The following is an 18,291-nucleotide window of genomic DNA, read 5'->3' as shown; positions in this document are numbered from 1 at the left end:
CCCAACACCGCCGCCGGAGTCCGCTGGCTCCAGACCCGGGTCGGCGTCGGCGCCGACGGCCTCTGGGGACCCGCCACCGAAGCCGCGTACGCGGGTGTCGAGGACAATGGCGCGGGCCTCACGGTCGACGGCGGCTTCGGACCGGCGACCATCCGGGCGACCCAGCGGGTCATCGGGGTGACCGTGGACGGGGCGTGGGGCCCGAACTCGGTCCGCGGCCTCCAGCGCCATCTGAACGCCTGGAGCGGCGCCGGACTGGTGGTCGACGGGGCCGCCGGGCCCGGAACGTACCGGGCGCTGCAAACCCACCTCAACCGGATGACCGCCGCCGGACTGACGGTGGACGGGGCGTGGGGCCCCGCCACGATCCGTGCTCTCCAGACAGCCCTGAACCGAGGGCAGTTCTAGGGAGTACCGCCACCGCGGCTCCGGCACGCTCCGGGGCGCGCGGTGGACCGCCGGACGGCGCGGCCAGGGGACGGGGGTCTCGGGCCGCGCCTTCCGGTGTCCGTCGCCCACGGTATTCACCGGCAGCGACACAACAGCGAGTCCTCAACGGGTGCCGTGGCAATGTGCTTCTTCCGCTTTGGTCCGCAGGTCGTGAACGATCCGCCGCCACCGCCGTGAAGCAGCGGTGTACCAGCTCTCCTCACCGATGGGATGCCAGTCCGCCAGTTCGCTCAACCGGTCACCGAGCACCCCGGCATCGACGCGGTCACAGCCGTCCCGCCCACGGTCCAGCTGCTGGGCGATGTCGTGGAGCCGGTGTGCCGCACGGTAGTAGGAAAGCTGGGTGTCGGTCAGCCTGCGCACCGCGTAGCCGCCGCACTTGCCGCACCAGTCGAAGTCGTCGCGGACGACCAGATCCGAGACGGTCAGCAGGTCGTCCCCTTCGGCGACACCGCGCTCCCGGGAATGCCGGCACAGCGGCGAGTGCCCCTTGCCCTCGTACCGCGGATCGGCGTTCACGGCATACACCTGGACGTCGGCCAGGACACCCAGCGGAATCCCGCTCCCACCGGTCCACCGGTCCTCGGTGGGCTGTTCGAACGGTTCGAGGTCCAGCTGCCCGTCGCTGAGCAGTCCTTGCCACACCGCGTGGGGCAGCGTGCGGGCACGTCCGTCGTGGTCGTGGCCACTGTCGAGGGTCCGCAGGTCGGGGACGCCGCGGGCCATGGCGAGGAGGCGCAGGCTGCGTTCCCTGTCGCGATCGTCATAGGGCAGCCAGGCGGCCCTCTGCGCTCCTGCTGCGAGCCCGAGTTCCGCACCGAACCGGGCGTCATGCACGTCGTGGACAGGCTCGGGCCAGATACTCCCTTCCGATGAGGGCCTCGGTCCGATCTCCGCCACCCATGGCTCGATCACACCTACGGGAAGGTCCGAGACACCGGCGACGACGGCACCCTGCCAGCCTTGGGCCAGCCGCGCCTCCACCACCGCCAGCGGCAGAGTCTCGACTCCGCCGCTGGGTGAGAAGACGATGTAGAACCGGTCGGCGTGGGGCAGGGCCTCGTGCAGTGCGCGCAGGTGGTCCTTCGTGACGGGGTGTCGGCCGAAGACGGGCGTGTCGTCGAAAACCCCGGGCTGGAGACAACTCGGTCGCCTCATCGTCCCGGGAGCCGCCGACCGGTCCTTCCCTTCGGCGTGAGTTTCCACGGCGACTACGCCACCATCAGCGGTCAGCCGGTCGGCGATGAGGGCGGGGGCTCGGAGCGTGACAGTACGGCGTCCCCAGTCGGCATCGGTGAGGCAGGTGACCAGGACACCGATGGTCCAGGGACTCAGCGCGTCGAGGAAGCCGCCATCGCCCCGGCGGGCGCTGTCGTTCCGGATCTCCGGCAGGTGGAGGGTCAACAGCCTGGCCGGACCTGAGTCGGCCCCGGCGACAGCACGGGCTTGTTCCTCCCAGGAATCAACGAGGGCTCGAGCGCCGACGAGTGCTTGCTCGTATCCCTTCCGGTTGCTCCGGATCCGGTGCGTGAGGCTGTAGGCGATGTACGAGCGTCGGCGGGGATCGTCCCAGCCGCTCGCGGCTTTGACCCGCCACTTGCTCCACAGTTCCTTCAGGCCGCTGGTGATCTCGTGGCTCTTTCCGAGCACCGCGAACGCGTCGTCGTCCACCGGAAGTTCCGGATCGTTCATGTCGACCACGGCGGCTGCGGCCAGAAGCCCGTCCGGGTCGACGAACCGTGCCGCTTGCGTTCGCAGCGCCTCCAGGTACTGCCTCTTCAGAGCCAGCTTCGGCTCCGCCCACTGCTCCAGCCAGGGAAATCCGGCCGCAGTCACCTGTGCCCGGTGCAGGCTCGTCGCCGCCCCGCGCCAGGTGGAGAACACCAAGTCCCTGAGCCGTTCGGCATCCTCACGGGCGTCCCGCCCGCCGGGAGCCACTTCCACCTCGTCATCCGCGCCTTCGGGGCGCGGACGCAGAAGTTCAACCGCGGCGGCCAACTCCGCTCCGTCCCATCGCTCGTCCTCATCGTCGTCATCGGGAGCCGTGTACGACCGCAATTGGTAAAGAAGTCCTGATCCGCCCAGGGACTTCAGAAAGACACCGAGTCCGGTCGTCGGCCGCGCCCAGGAACCCCATTCCGCGCAGCGCGTGCACATGCGATGAACCATCGCCGCGTTCAGCGGAACCTGTGCCGTCACCACGTCACTCGTCCGCAGCAGGGTGCAGCTCGCCGAAGCGTGAAGCTTGGCGTTCTTCCCTCTGGCCGAGTAGGCCGTGATCGCTGTCCCCTCGAACGGGCCCAGAGGGACATCAGCGGTCAGCGCGTAATCGCGCACGGAACTCCCCTATCCTCGTGGGCTTGCGAGCCTAAACCCGGGTACTGACAGCACCCCTGAGACGGGACAGGGCGCGGGGTTCCCCGCGGCCCGTCTTCTTCCCGATGACGCACGACGTGGATCTTCGGTGGCATTGCGTGACCGGGGACCCCGACATGCACAAGATCACCGAGTCCGGCCCATCCCCCAGCGCCTACCTCAGCTCCGTCCGCGCATCACCCACCCTGCACGCGCCCCCGGCGGCACCCGCCGGGCGCCGCTGGACCCCCAGGTCCCCAGTCGGTCCCAAAAAACACCAAAAGGCGGTACCGGATTACTCCGATACCGCCTACGACCTGCGAAAACGCTGGTCGGGACGACAGGATTTGAACCTGCGACCCCTTGACCCCCAGGAGTATAGGCCGGAAGTATTTTCCTGACATAGTGCACTTAAGGCGGGCGGAAGAAGTGCTTACGAGAGCCTAGCGATCGCCACAAGGCACACCGTGTGGTCCCCAGATGGTCCCCAGAGCAGCCCATGAGCCCGGCTCCGGCCAGTCTGCACCGCCGCGCCGGTCGGCCCCGTACCCTGGCACCACTCGCTCCAACAGGCCGGTCACAAAATGCCACCTCAGGAGGACATGCCCTCCCACGGCAGCCTGGACGGTACCGACGAACACGAGATGCTGTCGGGAACAATTCACGCTCAGCCAATCAGGTGTCCGCGCGGGGAAAACTCGGCGGACGGCCTGAACCGCAGCCATCGACAACTGCCGACGGCAGCCTGTGTCAGCGGTCTCCGCGGTCCGGTCGATGGCCGCGGACCCCGGGACGAAGCCGAGGATCTCCAGTACTTCCGCGGCTGCCTCCATGCCGGCGACGTCGTGTCCGAGACGGTCCGTCTCCATCTCGCGCCGGTCCGGTCCGAACCGGGCGCCCAGGTGATCGCGTCCGTGCCGCGAGCAGAACTGGAACCCGGAGATCTTCCCGATATCGTGCAGCCCGGCACACAAACCCACCAAACTCCTGGCCCGTTCGGGCTCACCGGCAACCCCCAGCCCCCGCCCGATACTCCCGCGCTGCCCCTCCGACAGATACACGTCCCACACATGCAGCGCCATAGCGGCCGTATCCACCAGATGCCTCACCAGCGGATAGGGAGGCAACGCCGGATCCAGCCCCCTTGATTTCGCCCACAGCGACTCGTCCACGACAGCTCCGAACGACTCCACACCGCACCGCCCTTCACGCCTACCGGCAACGAGTCAAGCAGAACCCACCGACACGACCCCCAGCCCGCTACCACCCGGCCCACACCGACCCCACGGCAAGCAGGCCCCCACGCCCACCGGCACCCCGAACCGATACACCACCGCTACAGTGATCCAAACCGCACCAGGAGGAACCATGACTTCGGCAAAGGAACGGCAAACCCGCCCCTAAAGCGCAGGTCAGAAAGAGTCCCTCCCCACCGCGTGGGGGTGTTCCCCCGACGGAACGGTCGTCCGGGTCTCCGGGCGCGTCCCTCCCCACCGCGTGGGGGTGTTCCGTTGAGGTCGCTCTCCTCGGAGTCGTCGCCGTCGTCCCTCCCCACCGCGTGGGGGTGTTCCGTCGACGTCGGCGCCGGGGCCGGGCTCACCCAGGTCCCTCCCCACCGCGTGGGGGTGTTCCGTCTACGTCGGTACCCCACGCGCTGATGTCGATGTCCCTCCCCACCGCGTGGGGGTGTTCCGATGATGGAGATGTTCGGGGTGGAGTCGTTCAAGTCCCTCCCCACCGCGTGGGGGTGTTCCGACCAGCTCGTACAGCGCGCCCAACAACGAGTGGTCCCTCCCCACCGCGTGGGGGTGTTCCGCACGTGGCCGATGAAATCACTGACCGTGGGTAGTCCCTCCCCACCGCGTGGGGGTGTTCCGGAATCCGATGCCCTTCACCCTTATTCACATCCGTCCCTCCCCACCGCGTGGGGGTGTTCCGGACCGTGAGGGGACCCGGCTCTTCCCCGAGCTGTCCCTCCCCACCGCGTGGGGGTGTTCCGGCGGTACGGACGGCGTGTTCGAACTCCTTGCGGTCCCTCCCCACCGCGTGGGGGTGTTCCGCGGTCTACGACGGCGTCACCGACCAGCCGGTCGTCCCTCCCCACCGCGTGGGGGTGTTCCGTCGGCGGGCTCGTCCCCGGTGACCAGCGCCCCGTCCCTCCCCACCGCGTGGGGGTGTTCCGGTCGTCGCGGTGGATGCCCGGACGGTTTCGGCCTCCCTCCCCACCGCGTGGGGGTGTTCCGCAGGACGGCACCCTGGCCGCCTTCCTCGCCACCTCCCTCCCCACCGCGTGGGGGTGTTCCGCTGCCGAGGCCGCCGCTGAACTGGATTACCCGGTCCCTCCCCACCGCGTGGGGGTGTTCCGGTCACCGGCGGGTTCCTGCAACTCGCGGCCGTGTCCCTCCCCACCGCGTGGGGGTGTTCCGTCGTACTCCCAGCCGCCGCACGTCCGCTGACGGCCCCTCCCCACCGCGTGGGGGTGTTCCGCTCCGCCGCGAGGCCGCCGGTCACCGCACGAAGTCCCTCCCCACCGCGTGGGGGTGTTCCGGCGATCGTGTGCCTGCGCTCGTCGACGGACCAGTCCCTCCCCACCGCGTGGGGGTGTTCCGGGAATTCGGTATGGCCGGATCGGCAGTGGCGGGTCCCTCCCCACCGCGTGGGGGTGTTCCGATGCCAGAGGTGCTCGTGATCGCACGTGTGCGGCCCTCCCCACCGCGTGGGGGTGTTCCGACGGCGCTCGCCGGAGCCACCGTCTACCACACGTCCCTCCCCACCGCGTGGGGGTGTTCCGCCCTTCTTCACGAGCTGGTGGCCGAGCAAGGAGTCCCTCCCCACCGCGTGGGGGTGTTCCGTCCTCGGCGGCGACGTGCCAGATCGCGGGTTCGTCCCTCCCCACCGCGTGGGGGTGTTCCGGGTTCTTTCTGGGCGATGGGGGCGGTCTCCCGGTCTTTCCCCACCGCGTGGGGGTGTTCCGTACGGATTCACCGTCGTCGCGTGACAGGAGTAGTCCCTCCCCACCGCGTGGGGGTGTTCCGACCCGCTGACCGCCGACCACACGCCGAACCCCGTCCCTCCCCACTGCGTGGGGGTGTTCCGCTGTCCATCAACGGGCTCATCGCCGCCGATCGGTCCCTCCCCACCGCGTGGGGGGTGTTCCGGCGTCCAGCAGCACGCCCGCCAGGTCGAGATCGTCCCTCCCTACCGCGTGGGGGTGTTCCTCTAACCGCGTGCGTAGCCCGGCCAGACCGAAGGTCCCGGTGGCCTTCGCCGTATCGCCTGTGCGCCGGGTCCCCGTGTCCCATGATGGTGGGCACGGATTCCGCTCGGGGGGGCAGTTCTGTGATGGACCAACGCGCGTTGGCCAGGGTTGCTTCGACGGGCCTGTGGGCCCTTCTCCTGCTGTTGTCCGCAGTCGGCCCCGCTTCGGCGGACCCACGTGCGTACCCGCCCCCTGCCGCCCTTTCCTTACCTCAGTCAGCCGACATCTGCCGGACGGACTTACTTAAGACGGCGCGGGCGAGCACGTGGGTACGGCTGGAGCACCGCGACAGGACCTACAGCAAGATCGTCAGCGAGCTGACGATACGGGTGACCGGGACCTGGCCCCTGGCACGGGACCTGCTCCTGGGCGAGGACAGCGACCGCTACATCAGGGCGATGTCCTGTCTGACCCGACGGGAGCCCGGCCAGCAGCGCCACTGGCGGGAGCACCGCAGCGGGACGCCGAAGGTGACTTCGACGGCGGACGGAAGCGTGAGGGTTGTCGACCGGACGTACTCCTGGGTCGACATCCACGGTGATGACATCCATGTCGGCATCTGGCGGATCCGTGCGGGGGCGGAGTTGTGGACGATCCGGCTGAGTCTCCCGGCCGCCCTGGCGGGTGCCCGCTGGGACGAGATCATGGTGGACCCTGGCGGGCGGGGCGCCGAGGCGGCCCGGCCCCTACCGGACAGCGGGCGGGGAGCGACGGCCCTGATCTGGCGTCCGGCAGCGCTGAAGGAGTCCACCCGGAAGGCTCCTGAAGGGAAAGCCCGGGTTCCGGACTCCGGGGGCGCCACGACGTCCGGCGGTACCAAGGCGAGTTCGCCGCCTTCCGTGACCGTCTCCCTCAGACCGTCCTGGCAGCGTTCCTGGGCAGCGCAGACCCACCGGAACACCGTCGTGTCTCTGGACCGGGCTGGGACCCTGGCGCCCACGGTGGTGACAGCGATTCTGCTGGTGTACGTATGCGTGCTCTACCGCAAACGCCCGGCGGTTCCCGGCCCGGTCCGGGCCCGGACCCTGCGCAATCTCTCCGTGTGGGCCATGGCGCTGGTGGTGCTGAACGTACTGAACGTGATCAACGGCCTGCTGGGCCAGTACGATGTCGCAGAGCTCACACAGCACGCGGAGATCCTGTTCAGCAGCGTGGTCGCCCTCATGGCCGCCGGGGTTCTCCTCGTCGTCGCCGGACCCCCGCGACGGATCCTGGTGGCAGCCGCCGCCCTCGCCGTACCGCCCGTGGTCGTCGCCGTCGGCACCGACCCCTTCGGTCTGCGAATACCGTCACACGGCACTTACGAAGCGTCCGTGACCGCGCAGACGGCCCTGAGCATCGCTTCCGCCTGTCTGATGGCCCTCATTGCGCTCGGCTTAACCGCCGCCGCCTGGCGTCTGGCATCCGACGGGGGGCTGCTGCCGCCGAGCCGGAAGTTCCCCGGAAACAACCGGATCCTCAGACTCCGCGTCGCCGGACCCATCATTCTGGTCTGGACGATCGTCGTCGCCGTCTTCTTCGGCCTCGTCCAGGAACGCAACTGGCAACGCGCGGTCTGGCTGAGCGACCGTACGCATCCCGCTTTCGGGATGGCCCACCGGAACGAATTCGTGTGGGAGACGATGAGGGCGCTCTCCCACGGGCAGACGTGGCTGCTCTCGTCCACCTGGCTTCTCAGCGCCGTGGCGATTCTGTCGGTCCTGCGCACCTGGCACTCACCGTCCGCGGTCTCCCCGTTCGAAGACCGGGTGGACCGGCTGCTTCTCCTCGTCTTCTTCGCTCATGTGGTGACAACCTTCAGCGGGTACTACCTGGGCAGCTCGGTTCTCAGTGTCCTGTGGCAGCCCGTCCTGCTCCTGTCCCTCTACTGGACGGTGCATCCGTTTATCCGGCGGTCCGTGCTCGACCAGCCGCTGGAGAGATCCGGCCGGCCGCTGGCGGACTTCCTGGATTCCGCCTCCCGGAACCGGCTGTTGAAGAAGTCCCGTGCCTATCGCGAGACTCATGCCGTCCTCCGCCGACTGGACCAGGGGATGTTCGGCGACGTACCGCCGAAGCGTGGCGACCTGGAACGTAAGCTGAGGAAGCTGCACAACTGGCCGACGCCTGCGGGCCCCGACCGGCTGCCGTCCAGGATGTCCGTGGTGGACGGAGCCCTGGCGCTGGGGCCCCGGGACGACTGGTGGGCCAACGGAAGCCGTTGCGCCATGCTGGCCCTGGCCCCGTCCGTACCTGCGTCCTTGCTGATGACCTGGGCCTGGACGGTCAAGGGGGAGGCGTGGCAGTCGACCCTCCTGTACCCCTTCGGCGTCCCGGGCATCCTCACGAATTTCACGTACTGGATGGCGACGTGGCTCGGTGCGGCATTCGTCATGGGCGTGCTGTGGCGGCATCTGCCGGGACGACGAGGCGCCGCCAAGGCCATTCCCGTGACAGCCGCGTTCACCCTGCTCAGCGCCGTGGATGCGCTGATGTACCAGTTCACCGATGAGGGCGCCGCCAACCTGCCCCTGGAAGTGTCGGCGATGCTGTTCGTCCTCACCGTCACCGCCATCGCCATGGACTTCGACACCTTCCGGGGCGAAAGGCGCTACTGGCAGAGCCGACTCGGTCTGCTGCTGTCCATCTATCAGATGCGGTACTACTCGCTGCAGGTCGCCTATCTCATTGCCCAGGTCATTGCGATGATCGCGATCTGGGAGTTCTTCACCGAACCCGATGTGGTGCTGAACTTCGACAAACTGAAGTGAGCGGGAGAACGGCCTACGCCGGTTCCGCCGAACGCCCCGGCCGCGAAGGACCATTCGTGTCGAGGGAGACTCAGTGCGACGTCTCTCCCCGGGCCTGCGGGCCCGCCGCGGTGCACCACCAGCCCCGGCCTGCGTGTGCGGAGCTGGGCGCGGCTGCCGGGACGGGAGCGGGCAGGTGACCGAGCAGCCCCCTCTTGGCTCTCTTCATTTCTTTCCCCTCCTAGGTCATGTTCCTGGTGACAGGCGGACTTGCCGTGACACGGCGCCATGCCTTGGCCCCGCCGGCCCAGCAGCCGCAACGATCACACAGGCGACGCTGAGGAAGCCGTGAGTTTGCGAGGGGATGACTCGAAGTCACCCGAACTCCTGGCCGGGCTGGCCCGGATTCTTGCGGTGAGACTCCGAGGGAATCGGAACAACTCGTGAAGGGTGCTCCCACGTTACGAAGTTGACATGCCGCACCGAACCGGATCTCAGGAGAGGGCTGAGGCGAGACAGTTCTACGACGAGTAGCCAGCCAGCAGACGCAGGCCGCTGGTTGGCGGGAACCGGGCGAGCATGCCGGATCAACGGCCCCTCAACACGGTCGGTGATGTCGTCAACTTGACGTCTCAGCAGTGGCGGCCGTGGAAGAAGAGACCCTGCACGAGACACCGTCCTCAGCCCGACAGGAGTGAGGGCTCCTGTGGGCGTAGTGTCACTCGGCCTGTTCACTGTCGGCAGCCTCCAAGGCCCCCTCGGTCTCTTCGTTCGCGTAACAGCGTGACCGTGGTCTTTGCGGAGCATCTGAGAGATATCTGCGTGCCAGTGGGCGGCCGGGATACGGGATCAGCCCTACAGGCACGACGGGCCGATAGGCCGGTGCTGTTGATATGGCTGAGGCCCGAAAGCACAGGAGGGCCTCTGAGAGTGGCGGGGGAGCACGGGCCTGGGCTCGACTCGGATGTCAGCTGCCGTGGGCTTGCTCTAGAGACGGGCCGGTCCGGCCTGCCGTACACGCAGCCGGTCACCGTCGAGGGTGAGTTCGTCCGCCGAGCGGGTGGCAGTGTCGGTGAGCAGGGTCGTGCCGTTGACGGTGACGATCTGGCTGGTCGGCAGGGCGGACTGGATCAGGGAGCGGGTGAAGAACGCCTCCTCGGTTCCCGCGGTGAGCCAGTCGAGTTGGTAATCGGTGGTGGCCTGGTGCGCATCCGCGAGCAGCAAGGCAGTGGGCGCAGTTCCGGTCCCGGGGCCCGGTGGGGGCGGGCCAGCATGAAGGAGACGGTTCCCTGCGGGAGCGGGTCTTCGGCGGTGCCGCCAGCGTGGACGGTGCGGCCGAAGTAGATCATTAGGCCCGGCTGCGCCGTGTGCGCCGATCTCGCACAGCAGGACGAATAGCGACGGATATCATATACGCGGTCTTTTCATGCACACTTCCGTGCTGGCGCGCGCAGGCTTTGCCGGGCGAAGCCGGGCCGTCCCCGTGCGGCTGGAACGTTCGACGCTGGCCGGACGGCCTTCCGGCGGGATGTCCCGGCCCGGCAACGCGGGTTGCACTTTGCTATTGCACGTTTACTTTCTTCCCATCTGCACGCTCCTTCGGCTTGATCGGGAGTCCGCGACTCCCTCCTCACCGCACAGGAGTGATCGGTAACGCCCCTTACATGGTCGGCAGTTTGTCAAAAAAGGACCGCCCACATGCACTTTTACCTCACGGGACGGATCCGTCTACGGATTGCATCGCGCAACAGCTTCGTCCCGAGGGCGAACTGACCAGTGGAACGATAGTGTTACCGCTCGCAGCCGTCCGATGGCGGGCTGCGACATGAACGGTGCCCCCGGGATGCACCCCGAGGGCACCGCACGGCCATCGACAAACCGATGAAAGGTTCGAACGTGACCTTCGGAAAAACCCGGGAGCTGGCAATTACTCCCCCGGACATTCCCTCCCCGATTATCCCAGCCCAGCCTGATGGCGAAACAGGCAGTATCGCGCTGTTCGATCTGAAGGTATGCGCGAGCCTGCCGCTCCTCTTCGCCGCCGTGGTGGCCGTCTTCGTCATGCCACCGCCCTGGCCCACCGCAGTGAGCGCCACCGCGGGAGGCATCGTGGTGTCCGTACTGCTGAGCCTGCTGGCCCGCGCCGACCGGAGCCACCTGCGCATCGTCCGCGTCCGCTTCCGCCGGGGCTGACCCCGCCTCTGCCCCGGGTGCGGGCGCGCGGGTTCGCGCGTCCGCACCCGGGACGACGACTGATGGAGCCCCGGGTCCGCCGGGCAGCCACACCCGGGGCACGGCGAAGGGAAACCCCCGATGGCAGCATCACTACCAGAAGCCAAGTGCGGCTTCTGCGGCAGAAAACTCGAGCAGAGAGAGAGCACACAAGGCGGGCGCCCCAGGGAATACTGCGACCGCTCGTGCCAACGCCGGGCGCAGCGCAGGCGGGACCGTGAGCTCCGCATGTCCGGGCCGCTTCCCGGCCGGCAGGAACGCGTCATCCAGGGCCTGTCGGCTCGGGTCCGGCATCTGGACACCGCCGGTGCCGGGATGGCCCTGGCAGAGTTGCTGGCGGTGGCCGCGCAGCTGCACGGGGATGCGGACTGTCTGGCCGCTGCGGCGGTGGACACGGCCCGCCGCGAGGGGCGCGGCTGGGCGGAGATCGGCGCCGAGGCGGGTATGGCGCCGGCTGCGGCCCGGTCCCGCTGGGGCGGTCTTCGTACCGAACGCCTGCTGTCCGATGACGTTCCGGCCGGTCTGGCGGATGCGATATCCGGCGCCCGTACTCCGGTGCGTCCGGCTCCGGCGATGAGCCGGGAAGCCGCCGCCCGGCGCACCGGCGGGAAGGGGTGCCAGGGCTCATGACCCATACTCCCCCTCACTCGTCTCCGCCTTCACGCTTCCGCCTCGAGTTCACCGCCTTCTGCGAAGCGAATCGCGACGCCTATCTTCGTTATGCGCAGCTTCGGCTCCAGGACCCGGTCCAGGCGAGGCAGTGCGTCGACACGGTGTTCACGGCCCTGGGGCGCCGCTGGCCTGCCGTGCTGGCCAGTGACTGCCCGGCCGCCCGGGTCTGGAAGGACCTGCGCGCCGAGGCGGGCCGCCGCACGGTGACGGCTGTTCTGCGCGGTGGCAGGTTCCACACAGCCCTGCGCGACGACCAGGCCGACGTCATGCTCCTGCACCACCGTCTGCGGATGCCCATCGGTGACGCGGCCGGTCTCATGGGTCTCCCCGTCCACGACGCCCAGGCACTGCTGTGCGGGGCCGAGCGGGTACGGGAACGTCTGCTCGGCCGGTAGAAAGGGCGCCGCTGGCGCACACCTTGTTCCAAGGGTGTGCGCCAGCGGACGTGGCTGGTGTTCCCGGGAGTAACACTTCCGTTCGGATCTCCGTTGCTCTGGTTCTCGCCACGGGGTGTCTCTAGGATGAGCCTTTCCGCCGAGGACACCGCCCGTACGGGGCTCAGAGGAGCGTGCATGGCCTACGGGGAGAAACCCCAATCTCACCTGATTGACACCACACAAGCCAGCGCTGCACGTATGTACGACTGGCTCTTAGGGGGAACCGACAATTACGAGGTCGACCGTGAGGCGTGCCTCGGCCTGCTGGCGATAGCCCCCAGCTCCCAGCAGATTGCCCGGACCAACCGTGACTTCCTCGGGCGCGTCGTCCGCTACCTGGCCGTGGAAAAGGGAATTACCCAGTTCCTCGACCACGGGTCAGGACTGCCCACACAGGACAACGTTCACGAAGTCGCACAGAGAGCCAGGCCCGGGGCCAGAGTCGCCTACGTCGACAACGATCCCATGGTGCTGGCACACGCACGCACCTGCCTCGAAGACAACGAAGACGTGATGGTCCTGGACTGCGATATGCGGAGAACCCGCGAGATCAGGCAGACCACGGACGACTTCTTCGACTGGACTCAGCCCATCGCAGCCCTCTTCGTCTCCGTCCTGCACTGCCTGCCGGACACCGATGACGAGAACGACCCGGCCGCCGTGATAAGTGCCGTTGCCGACGAACTTCCCGCCGGCAGCTACATGGTCATCTGCCAGCTCGTGAGTGACGATGCCGGCGTCCGCGAGGGCGTCACCGGACTCATGGCGCGGGCCACCAACGGCCACTGGGGACGAGTGCGCGAACACGCTGAGGTCCGGCGGTACTTCGACCGCCTCGACATCGAGGAACCGCCCGGACTCGTCGACGTCCTGGACTGGCACCCCGACTCGCCGCCCCCGCCCCCGCACCTGCGACCCACCGACTGGGTCGAATGGGGCGGAGTCGCCCGCGTGGTGCGGTAGCCCTCACCGCCGCGGCCCCGGACGCGCGGCGGCCGGGGCCCCGGGACCTCAGCCCGCAGTCACGGACGCCGCCTCCTTGGTCCAGTGTTCGAGGGCCCCCGTCAAAGTGTGCAGGCTCGCCGTGCGGTCATGCGCTTGCGCACGTACCGTGTCCAGCATCCAGCGATACCGGTCGAGCTGGCGCTTCTGCGTGATGTAGTTCGCCCCGTCAAGGTGCTCCACATAGGCCAGCTCCTGGCCCTGACCATCGGCGAAGCCGAGGTGGAAAATCGGATGCGGGGGCGTCACGGCCGCCCGGCCGAGTATCCGCACATTGACCCGGTACTCCCCGGTCGCCCTGAGCAGGAACTCCATCTGCTCCGCCATCACGCGAGGACCGCCGTAGGGCCGGTAGAGAACTTCCTCACAGATCACCGCGACCAGCCTGGGTGCCCCCTTGCCGAGCCTGACCTGCCTCTCCTTCCGTAACGCGACCACCCGCTCGACATCCGCGTCCGGCAAAGATGCATCCGCCACCAGCCGGACCATCGCCCGCGCGTAGTCCCCGGTCTGCAGCAGTCCCGGAACCACCCGCGGCTCGAAGACGGAGATCTTCTGCGCCGAGCCCTCCAGCCGGATGAGACGCTTGAGATACTGAGGCGTGACATCGGCGAAGCGCTCGTACAAGTCCGCGTTCACCACCTGCGACACGAGCTGCTCCAGCTGCCCCCGCTCATCGCGCGACAGCCCGTAGAAGACCGCGAGATCGTGGACATCACGGGGTTTGGCCGGGCTCTCCCCGCGCTCCAGCCGACTCACCTTCGACGTCGACGCCCGGATCACCTCAGCAGCCTCGGACAACGTGTATCCGAGCCGCTCACGATGGAACCGCAGCTCGTCACCCAGTAACCGGCCGGCCGGACGCTGCCCCTCAACAGCCTGTATACGGACGGCGGACGAAGCATCCGACACGGACCTGGCCTTGCGGGCAGCAGGCATCAACACTCCGAGGACTCAGAACCCAGCAAAATGGATCCTAGAGTGCCGGACACATACCCGCCGCCACAACCGGGCCCCGACCCCGCTGCTCCGCTTCACCCTTCGGCGAGATGATCGAACTCCGAGCCCTTCGCTCCCTTGAGGAAGGCCCGCAACTCCGCCGGGCTGAAGACCAGAACCGGTCCCTGCGGATCCCGCGAGTTCCGTAACGCGACCCCTCCCTCCGGAAGACGCGCCAGCTCAACGCACTCCCCCATCCCTATGCTCGCCCGCGCCTTCAGCCAGACAACACCGGGGATCCCGCCTGCCGCAGCGCCGTTCGTAACGGTCATCGACCCCTCACTCCTTCCGGTTCTACGACCCGAAGATCATGCGAATGATTCCCATACGGGAACGGATAGCATCTTCTATGCAAGGTTAGAGCGCGTAAGGTCGGCGAAAAGACCCCCGAAAGGATGGATTGAAAGTCGATTTGCATCCTTTAGCGCTATTTGACGTGAGGGGGTGCCGTGATGCCGCTCCGGATCTGGCCTTCCCTCCGCTCGGCCGCGCCGGCAGACATGACTGGCCTATGTTCGAACTGCCTCTGAAGTTCCTCGCCCGACGCCCTCCCCTCCGCGCCCCAACCCGAGCTGATCTAAACCGACAGCCTTCCAGCGCGCCCGCGCCAACAACGCCAGTCCGCTCCTGCTGCCCGTCGGGAAATGGGTCCAGACCACCGACTGGTGGATGCTCGACCTCACCGCTGCCGCCGCCTCGCTCGGTTTCGCCGTCGGCTTCCGTCATGTCCAGGAGATCAGCCACTTCGCCGTCCCGGGCGTCCTCGCCCGCACTCCACGCGCCAGGCTGCTGCTCGCCGGAGTCTGCACCCACCACCGGCTGGTGATCTGGGCCGGAGATCCGCCGGCAGCAGGTGACGGCTTCGTCGGAGATTTCGTCGGCGGTCTTCGTCCAGACAAAGGGTCTTGGCTGTTCGCTTCAGCCGGCGAGCCGGATACGGATGTCGTGTTCGGGGCTCGGGACGGAGCGGTGGACGAGTACCTTCTCCGGCGGGTCGACGGGCAGAGGCCGACAACGTCGCGGACCCTGTCGATGAACAGCGGATCCATGGAGAGTTTGAACGTCTGCGAGCGGTGCGGCGTCAGGGCGAACTCCCGCCAGATCCACGAGACGGCCGACTGCGACATCCCCGTTGCCGCGGCCGTCGGCCTGGTCGACCGGTGGGTGGCGTTCTCCGGCCTCGGCAACTCCCCCACCCCGCGAGACCGTCACCATCGCGGTGATACCCGTCGCATGCCCGGCCGGAGGCTGAGCCGCCGCGATCTGCTGCATCCTCATTGCCCGGCTCCTGGCTCCATCACCAGCTCGTCTGGCCCGGCCTCCTCGGCGAGCACAGGTGATTCGAACCCGGACACCGCAGCGGCACCCGCGCCCGAGTCGAGGCCGAACGCATTGTGCACCTCTACCCCCGCAACCGGATTCCCGAGCGACACCGTCACCTGGCTGCCGTACGGCGATCTCCACCACAACGCCAGCTCCGCCCGACTCGCCCCGAACCATGCACAGGGTCCGGGGCCATAGCCGTGTCCGGGCCGGGGGCACGCCGTCCCCGGTCGGCGCCTGGCTGTCCGGGGAACGGTGGTATACGGGTCATGTATCCGGCGGTTCACCCGGGAATGCCCGCTCCGGGGGTACACAGGGGCAGGTGGGAGGGAGGGCGTGTTACGGGTGGTTGTCCGATGGTTTCACGGGTGGCTGGGCGGTGGTGACGGCCCACAGCAGGAGGGCGGTGGGGTCGTCGGCGGCCAGGGTGACGCTGCGGTAGCCGCTGAGGGCGAGTGAGGTGATGGGGGCTCCGCAGGCGGTGGCCGGGAAGCGGCGGCGGGTGCCGTCGGGGGTGATGGCGATGAGCTTCATGCTGCCGGGCCCCTGGCAGCGGTAGGCGAGGCGGTGCGGTGCGTGATGGTTGAAGTCTCCGGTGGGGAGGGAGACGGGTATTCCGGGTTTGGACATGCCGGAGCGGACGACACTCTCACCGCTGGGCCGGTGGAGAGAGAGGTCGCCGAGGAACATCTCGTGGGGGTCCGGCTCGGGAGGGACGGGGCCGGTGGTGGTCGCGCCCGGCTGGGCGAATCTGCCGGACAGCACCAGTAAGAACACGGCAGTCGCGGCTGCCACCAGGGCCAGGACGCTGGTGGCGGGCCCGCGCCGGACGTAGAAGGTTTCGGGCCCGTGCGGCCCCTGGGGTCCGTCGTGCCGGCGCTTGTCGTAGCGTGCCATGCCGCAGCTCCTGGCCGGGCGGCGGCACGGCACGGGCGGGCCACCGCCTCAGGAGTCGTAGGCCGTGAGGACGGTTGCTATGAGCTGGAGGACGGGGCCGCCGTGCACAGCCAGTCCGTCGAGGCGGTTGAAGTCCTCGGTGTAGAGCTTGAGTTCGTGGTGCTGCCTGGCCCTGAGGAATCCGGAGACGAGTTCCACGTCCACCTGGCGTCCGTCGAAGATCCAGAAGTCCTCGACGGGGAGCATGAGATGCCGGTCGGCGTCCCGGGGGATGATCCCGAGGCGTACGTGCGGACGAGCAGCGATCTCCAGCAGCCGCCAGAGCTGCTCGGCCATCAGCTCCGGCGGTCCGACTCGCCGGTAGAGTGCGGCCTCCTCCAGGACGATCTCGAAGGACCGGGTCTTGTCGTCGAGCACGCCCTGACGGTCGATACGGACGGCAAGGGCTTCTTCGACGTCGTCCCGCAGCCCGCGGCGGTTGCGGATCCCGTTCAGGACTGCCCGGGTATACGCCGGCGTCTGCAGGAGGCCGGGGATCATGTTCTGCGAATACGCCCTGAAAGCCCGCGTCCGCTCCCACAGCAGCCGCACACTGTCCTGGGCATGACGCAGGCCCGACCCCTCCATCTCCCGCCACTCGACGTACATCCCCTCGATCCCGCGGGCTGCTTCGAGGAGCTCCTCGATCTGCTCCCCGGCCCCGCAGGCCCGCGCCCACATCTTGACCGTCTCGACAGACGCCTGGGAGTGGCCGTGCTCGATCCTGCTGCACTTCGACTCGTGCCAGCCGCAGCGCCGGGCGAGTTCACGGGTCGTCAGTCCCCCGTTCTCACGGAGGAGACGCAAGCGGCGCCCGAAGGCACGGCGCGCTTCGATGACACTGGATGAGGAAGGCATGCGGCCAGTGTGCAGGCAGCCGGGCTGGCCGCACGACCCCCGAAATCAGATAGAACTAACCACTTGCCACGGTTTGCGGCGGATCACCCCTGTTCTTGTTTTGCGGAAGTATGCGGGACGTCCCCCGCCCCGGGGAACAGGGGCAGGAGCCGCGCGGGGAACTCGACGATCGTCTCGTGGTCCGGGACGTCGATCGAGGCGAGACGGGCCTCGTCGAGCACTCGCCAGCCCTGGAGCAGGTAGCTCTTCGAAGCGTCGTCGTAGTAGAGGGTCGGACTCCCGTTGTTCGGACTCTCCGGGTCCTTGCACAGCATGACCAGCGCCACAGGGGCCTCCAGAATCTCCGGTGGATCTTTGACGCTCCGAGCGTGATCCGTCACCCACGGCAAGGGCAACGGAGTTGCGGATGCTTGCAATCAGATCACCCTCCCGAGGGTGCTGTATGCAGATCCTTGCGCGCATACCAGGTTGATAACAGGGTGTTGGGGCGCTCCATCCCGTACAGTCCTTTTCTCCGCCATGCCCGATACCGGCACCCCGGAGAGCCTCTCCACGACCAGGGCGCCCCGCATCGACCGTGCCGCTCGGCCCGCCCTCCCCCGGGTGTCGCAGTGGCGAGTCCCGGGGGCAGCGGCGTCGCGCCCTCGAGACGGAGGACTTCTTCGGACTTCCGGGTAACCATCCTGGGGCGGATCGGCACGGCCAACTGTCCGGTCTCCGTGTAGATGGCGAGCGTCCCGCTGGTCATGGTGAATTGGCTGGACCTCGGTGGGCGTTACGGCTGGGCGTGCGGGTCGTTGAAGCTGTTACGTCTGGGCGTGAAGGTTCTAAGCTCGCCCGAAGGCGGTGGAGGGCGGTTCGGAGGCGACGGCCTTCGTCGGTGTCGGGGACCTTGACCCGCTCGGGGTCCATGGCGGCGAGCCCGGCGAGGAACTCGTCTGGAGCGTGGTCACGCAGATGTGTGGCATGTACGCGGTGCAGCGCCTTGTAGAGCGACTGCGAGATTCCGGAGATGTTGGTGGTGACGAAGGGGGCGATC

The 18,291-nt window shown here is 68.1% G+C and carries 13 protein-coding genes, 2 pseudogenes and 1 CRISPR repeat array; of the genes and pseudogenes, 6 read left to right on the top strand and 9 right to left on the bottom strand.

From position 1 onward, the window contains the following. Positions 1–408: pseudogene (locus AB0G74_RS08830) on the top strand (peptidoglycan recognition protein); the annotation flags it as partial. Positions 409–552: 144 nt separating this feature from the next. Here AB0G74_RS08830 and AB0G74_RS08825 read toward each other — a convergent pair. Both AB0G74_RS08825 and AB0G74_RS08820 read right to left on the bottom strand, forming a co-directional pair. Next, positions 553–2,787 carry a hypothetical protein gene (locus AB0G74_RS08825; RefSeq protein ID WP_361142154.1) on the bottom strand — a complete coding sequence of 745 codons (2,235 nt, stop codon included), beginning with the start codon at positions 2,785–2,787 and terminating at the stop codon, positions 553–555. A gap of 461 nt (positions 2,788–3,248) precedes the next feature. After that, entirely contained in the window at positions 3,249–3,977 is a 729-nt protein-coding gene (locus AB0G74_RS08820; protein WP_361142152.1) for an HD domain-containing protein, read from the bottom strand. Positions 3,978–4,226: 249 nt separating this feature from the next. Next, positions 4,227–6,024: direct repeats of the CRISPR family, unit length 29 nt; unit sequence GTCCCTCCCCACCGCGTGGGGGTGTTCCG. Positions 6,025–6,105: 81 nt separating this feature from the next. On the opposite strand from AB0G74_RS08820, the gene AB0G74_RS08815 reads away from it, so the two are divergent. Then, the gene (locus tag AB0G74_RS08815) at positions 6,106–8,814 is read left to right on the top strand and encodes a DUF6185 family protein (RefSeq protein ID WP_361142150.1); all 2,709 of its coding nucleotides are present in this window, start codon (positions 6,106–6,108) and stop codon (positions 8,812–8,814) included. A 966-nt stretch (positions 8,815–9,780) separates the two neighbouring features. Here the strand turns inward: AB0G74_RS08815 and AB0G74_RS08810 are convergent. Beyond that, positions 9,781–10,017 (bottom strand): hypothetical protein, encoded by a 237-nt coding sequence (locus AB0G74_RS08810; protein ID WP_361142149.1) that lies wholly within the window; start codon positions 10,015–10,017, stop codon positions 9,781–9,783. 672 nt (positions 10,018–10,689) lie between these two features. Between AB0G74_RS08810 and AB0G74_RS08805 the strand changes: the two genes are divergently transcribed. From AB0G74_RS08805 to AB0G74_RS08790, 4 genes are all read left to right on the top strand, one after another. After that, positions 10,690–10,986, top strand: a complete 297-nt coding sequence (locus tag AB0G74_RS08805; protein ID WP_361142147.1) for a hypothetical protein — start codon at positions 10,690–10,692, stop codon at positions 10,984–10,986. A 267-nt stretch (positions 10,987–11,253) separates the two neighbouring features. After that, the gene (locus tag AB0G74_RS08800; RefSeq protein ID WP_361142145.1) at positions 11,254–11,655 is read left to right on the top strand and encodes a hypothetical protein; all 402 of its coding nucleotides are present in this window, start codon (positions 11,254–11,256) and stop codon (positions 11,653–11,655) included. A gap of 143 nt (positions 11,656–11,798) precedes the next feature. After that, the gene (locus tag AB0G74_RS08795; RefSeq protein ID WP_361142143.1) at positions 11,799–12,092 is read left to right on the top strand and encodes a hypothetical protein; all 294 of its coding nucleotides are present in this window, start codon (positions 11,799–11,801) and stop codon (positions 12,090–12,092) included. Between the two features lie 177 nt (positions 12,093–12,269). Continuing rightward, positions 12,270–13,097, top strand: a complete 828-nt coding sequence (locus AB0G74_RS08790) for an SAM-dependent methyltransferase (protein ID WP_361142141.1) — start codon at positions 12,270–12,272, stop codon at positions 13,095–13,097. 48 nt (positions 13,098–13,145) lie between these two features. Here the strand turns inward: AB0G74_RS08790 and AB0G74_RS08785 are convergent, their stop codons facing one another. The 6 genes and pseudogenes from AB0G74_RS08785 to AB0G74_RS08760 form a co-directional block, all read right to left on the bottom strand. Beyond that, positions 13,146–14,075, bottom strand: coding sequence for a helix-turn-helix transcriptional regulator (locus tag AB0G74_RS08785; RefSeq protein WP_361142139.1), 930 nt, complete (start codon positions 14,073–14,075; stop codon positions 13,146–13,148). A 95-nt stretch (positions 14,076–14,170) separates the two neighbouring features. After that, positions 14,171–14,407, bottom strand: coding sequence for a DUF397 domain-containing protein (locus AB0G74_RS08780; RefSeq protein ID WP_361142137.1), 237 nt, complete (start codon positions 14,405–14,407; stop codon positions 14,171–14,173). A 732-nt stretch (positions 14,408–15,139) separates the two neighbouring features. Further along, positions 15,140–15,313, bottom strand: a pseudogene (locus tag AB0G74_RS08775) (IS630 family transposase); the annotation flags it as partial. A gap of 484 nt (positions 15,314–15,797) precedes the next feature. Continuing rightward, positions 15,798–16,355 (bottom strand): hypothetical protein, encoded by a 558-nt coding sequence (locus tag AB0G74_RS08770; protein ID WP_361142135.1) that lies wholly within the window; start codon positions 16,353–16,355, stop codon positions 15,798–15,800. 48 nt (positions 16,356–16,403) lie between these two features. Next, entirely contained in the window at positions 16,404–17,252 is an 849-nt protein-coding gene (locus AB0G74_RS08765; protein WP_361142133.1) for a helix-turn-helix transcriptional regulator, read from the bottom strand. 83 nt (positions 17,253–17,335) lie between these two features. Next, positions 17,336–17,578 (bottom strand): hypothetical protein, encoded by a 243-nt coding sequence (locus tag AB0G74_RS08760; protein WP_361142131.1) that lies wholly within the window; start codon positions 17,576–17,578, stop codon positions 17,336–17,338. Between the last annotated feature and the right edge of the window lie 713 nt (positions 17,579–18,291).

The sequence above is a fragment of the Streptomyces sp. NPDC020875 genome (genome assembly GCF_040641415.1).
Taxonomy (GTDB): Bacteria; Actinomycetota; Actinomycetes; order Streptomycetales; family Streptomycetaceae; genus Streptomyces.
Note: the sequence above shows the minus strand (reverse complement) of the source record. Positions and strands in the feature narration are given on the sequence as shown.